This window comes from Geodermatophilus sp. SYSU D00705 (assembly GCF_054050135.1).
The window spans coordinates 1-2,906 of the sequence record NZ_JBJGYT010000074.1 but is presented as its reverse complement, the minus strand read 5'-3'; the positions used below and the strand labels follow the sequence as shown (position 1 = coordinate 2,906).

The 2,906-nt window shown below is 70.8% G+C and carries 3 protein-coding genes; 2 read left to right on the top strand and 1 reads right to left on the bottom strand.

The window, feature by feature from the left end:
- Nucleotides 1–61 precede the first annotated feature (61 nt).
- Both ettA and ACI78Q_RS23645 read left to right on the top strand, forming a co-directional pair.
- Nucleotides 62–1,732 (top strand): energy-dependent translational throttle protein EttA, encoded by a 1,671-nt coding sequence (gene ettA / locus ACI78Q_RS23650; RefSeq protein ID WP_456925924.1) that lies wholly within the window; start codon nucleotides 62–64, stop codon nucleotides 1,730–1,732.
- Between the two features lie 215 nt (nucleotides 1,733–1,947).
- Nucleotides 1,948–2,364 carry an acyl-CoA thioesterase gene (locus ACI78Q_RS23645; protein ID WP_456925923.1) on the top strand — a complete coding sequence of 139 codons (417 nt, stop codon included), beginning with the start codon at nucleotides 1,948–1,950 and terminating at the stop codon, nucleotides 2,362–2,364.
- Between the two features lie 28 nt (nucleotides 2,365–2,392).
- On the opposite strand, the gene ACI78Q_RS23640 is transcribed toward ACI78Q_RS23645, so the two are convergent.
- A complete protein-coding gene (locus ACI78Q_RS23640) occupies nucleotides 2,393–2,833 on the bottom strand; it encodes a YccF domain-containing protein (protein ID WP_456925922.1) in 441 nt (146 codons plus the stop codon).
- Nucleotides 2,834–2,906 lie beyond the last annotated feature (73 nt).

The following is a 2,906-nucleotide window of genomic DNA, read 5'->3' as shown; positions in this document are numbered from 1 at the left end:
GGGCCGGCAGACGGCCGGCCCGCCCCCCACTCGCGAATCGACGGAAGGCCTGCGAAGCCCAGTGGCTCAGTACATCTACACCATGGTGCGTGCGCGCAAGGCGCACGGCGACAAGGTGATCCTGGACGACGTCACCCTGTCGTTCCTGCCCGGCGCCAAGATCGGCGTGGTCGGCCCCAACGGCGCCGGCAAGTCGACCGTGCTCCAGATCATGGCCGGCATGCAGCAGCCCTCCAACGGCGAGGCCATGCTCGCGCCGGAGGCCTCGGTCGGCATCCTGCTGCAGGAGCCGCCGCTGAACGAGGCGCTCGACGTGCGCGGCAACGTCGAGGAGGCGGTCAAGCCCCTGCGCGACGCGCTGAGCCGCTTCGAGGAGGTCAGCGCGGCGATGGGGGAGCCCGACGCCGACTTCGACGCGCTCCTCGCCGAGCAGGGCGAGCTCATGGAGGTCATCGAGAACCACGACGGCTGGGAGCTCGACGCCCGCATCGAGCAGGCCATGGACGCGCTGCGCTGCCCGCCCGGCGACGCCGACGTCACCGTCCTCTCCGGTGGTGAGCGTCGCCGCGTCGCGCTGTGCAAGCTGCTGCTCGAGGCGCCCGACCTGCTGCTGCTCGACGAGCCCACCAACCACCTCGACGCCGAGAGCGTGGCGTGGCTGGAGCAGCACCTGGAGAAGTACGCCGGCACCGTCGTCGCCGTCACCCACGACCGGTACTTCCTCGACAACGTCGCCCAGTGGATCCTCGAGCTCGACCGCGGCCGCGCCTACCCGTACGAGGGCAACTACTCCACCTACCTGGAGACCAAGGCCGCCCGCCTCAAGGTCGAGGGTGCCAAGGACGCCAAGCGGCAGAAGCGGCTGGCCGAGGAGCTGGAGTGGGTCCGGTCGGGCGCCAAGGCCCGGCAGGCCAAGAGCAAGGCCCGTCTCCAGCGCTACGAGGAGATGGCGGCCGAGGCCGAGAAGTACCGCAAGCTGGACTTCGAGGAGATCCAGATCCCGCCGGGCCCGCGCCTGGGCAACGTCGTGGTCGAGACGAAGAACCTCACCAAGGGCTTCGGTGATCGCCTGCTCATCGACGACCTGTCGTTCACCCTGCCGCGCAACGGCATCGTCGGCGTGGTCGGCCCCAACGGCGTCGGCAAGACCACGCTGTTCAAGATGCTGGTCGGCGAGGAGAAGCCCGACGACGGCGAGATCAAGGTCGGCGAGACGGTCAAGCTCTCCTACGTCGAGCAGAACCGCAGCGGCATCGACCCCAAGAAGACGCTGTGGGACGTCGTCTCCGACGGCCTGGACCACATCAAGGTCGGCAACGTGGAGATGCCGTCGCGGGCCTACGTCGCCGCGTTCGGGTTCAAGGGCCCGGACCAGCAGAAGCCGGCCGGCGTGCTCTCCGGCGGTGAGCGGAACCGCCTCAACCTCGCCTTGACCCTCAAGCAGGGTGGCAACCTGCTGCTTCTCGACGAGCCGACCAACGACCTCGACACCGAGACGCTGACGAGCCTGGAGAGCGCGCTGCTGGAGTTCCCCGGCTGCGCCGTCGTGGTCAGCCACGACCGCTGGTTCCTCGACCGGGTGGCGACCCACATCCTCGCCTACGAGGGCGAGTCCAAGTGGTTCTGGTTCGAGGGCAACTTCGCCGACTACGAGAAGAACAAGGTCGAGCGCCTCGGCCCGGAGGCGGCCCGCCCGCACCGCGCCACCTACCGGAAGCTCACCCGGGACTGAACGAGGACCCGTCCTCCTCACCGCTCGCGAGCTCGCGGTGAGCCTCTGGACGGGGCCGACCCGGCACAGTGCAGCGAGAACCTCGCCGGCGGCCGGCCGGAGCACCCACTCCGGCCGGCCGCCGCCGTTCGGGCCGGGGCCGTCGTCGACCGGAGGCCGGGTCGACGGCGGACCGGCGTGCAGGACGGCGCTCCCGGTACGGCAGGGTGGAGCGCGTGAGGCACACCGTGCGCGTCCCGATGCGCTGGTCGGACATGGACGCCTACCAGCACATCAACAACGTCGCCTTCCTCGGCTACTTCGAGATGGCCCGGGTGAACCTGTTCTTCGAGCACCCGACCCACGACTCGGCGACCGGGATGCGGCGCGGGCTGGTCGTCGCCGGGCACGACATCCAGTACAAGCGCTCGGTGGTCTACGACGCCGAGCCCCTGGAGGTGCAGGTCTGGGTGTCCGGGATCCGGGCGGCGGCGTTCACCTGCCACTACGAGTTGTTCGACCACGGGCAGCTCGCCGTCACCGGCAGCACCCTGCTGGTCCCCTTCGACTTCGCCCTCAACCGGCCGCGCCGCCTCACGCCGGGGGAGAAGGAGTTCCTCGCCCGCTGGACCGACGAGCCGGCTGAGGCCTGAACCGCCACCCCAGCGCCCGCCGCCCTGCTCAGCGGGCGGGCGCCGTCCGTACCACTCCCGAGCCGGCGTGCAGCCAGTCGCGCGGGGGAGCGGTCGGCACCACCCGCTTGCCCAGCGGGAAGAGGCCGACCGCGGCGAGCTTGAACGACGCGATCCCGAACGGGATGCCGACGATGGTCAGGCAGAAGCCGATCCCGCTGACGACGTGGATCAGGCCCAGCCACCACCCGGCCACGAGGAACCACACGAGGTTGCCCAGGGCCGAGGCGGCTCCGGCCCCCGGCGCCGGCACCGTCGTCCGGCCGAAGGGCCAGACCACGAAGCCCGCCAGCCGGAACGCCGCGATGCCGAACGGGATGGTGACGACCAGCAGGCAGGCGACCAGGCCGGCCAGGGCGTAGGCCAGCGCCAGGATCCAGCCCTGGAACACCAGCCAGACGAGGTTGAGCAGCGTCCGCAGCGTGTCCACGTCCGTTCCACGACCCGGGCGGCGGCGGGGTTCCACCGGCGGTCGTGCTCTGCCCACCCTGGTGGGCAGAGCA